Source organism: Thermoanaerobaculum aquaticum (assembly GCF_000687145.1).
Classification (GTDB): Bacteria; Acidobacteriota; Thermoanaerobaculia; order Thermoanaerobaculales; family Thermoanaerobaculaceae; genus Thermoanaerobaculum; species Thermoanaerobaculum aquaticum.
Map to the genome: position 1 here is coordinate 1 of NZ_JMFG01000060.1, position 213 is coordinate 213.

The following is a 213-nucleotide window of genomic DNA, read 5'->3' on the forward strand; positions in this document are numbered from 1 at the left end:
GTAAGGTAATCGATCGGGTGATCAGGAAAAAGGGAAAGATGCGCTACAGCATGGCCTGCTTCATGGAACGCTACAAGCCTGCGCTCCTCTGGCTGCAAAACCATCTCCTCACTGGCCGCGCCAAAGCGGACCAGGCGAATGGCCGCTAGCAGATCCTCTTGGGTAACTCCTGGTCGCCCCTCAACCGCTGCGCCGTAGGCCGCTTCCCGCACC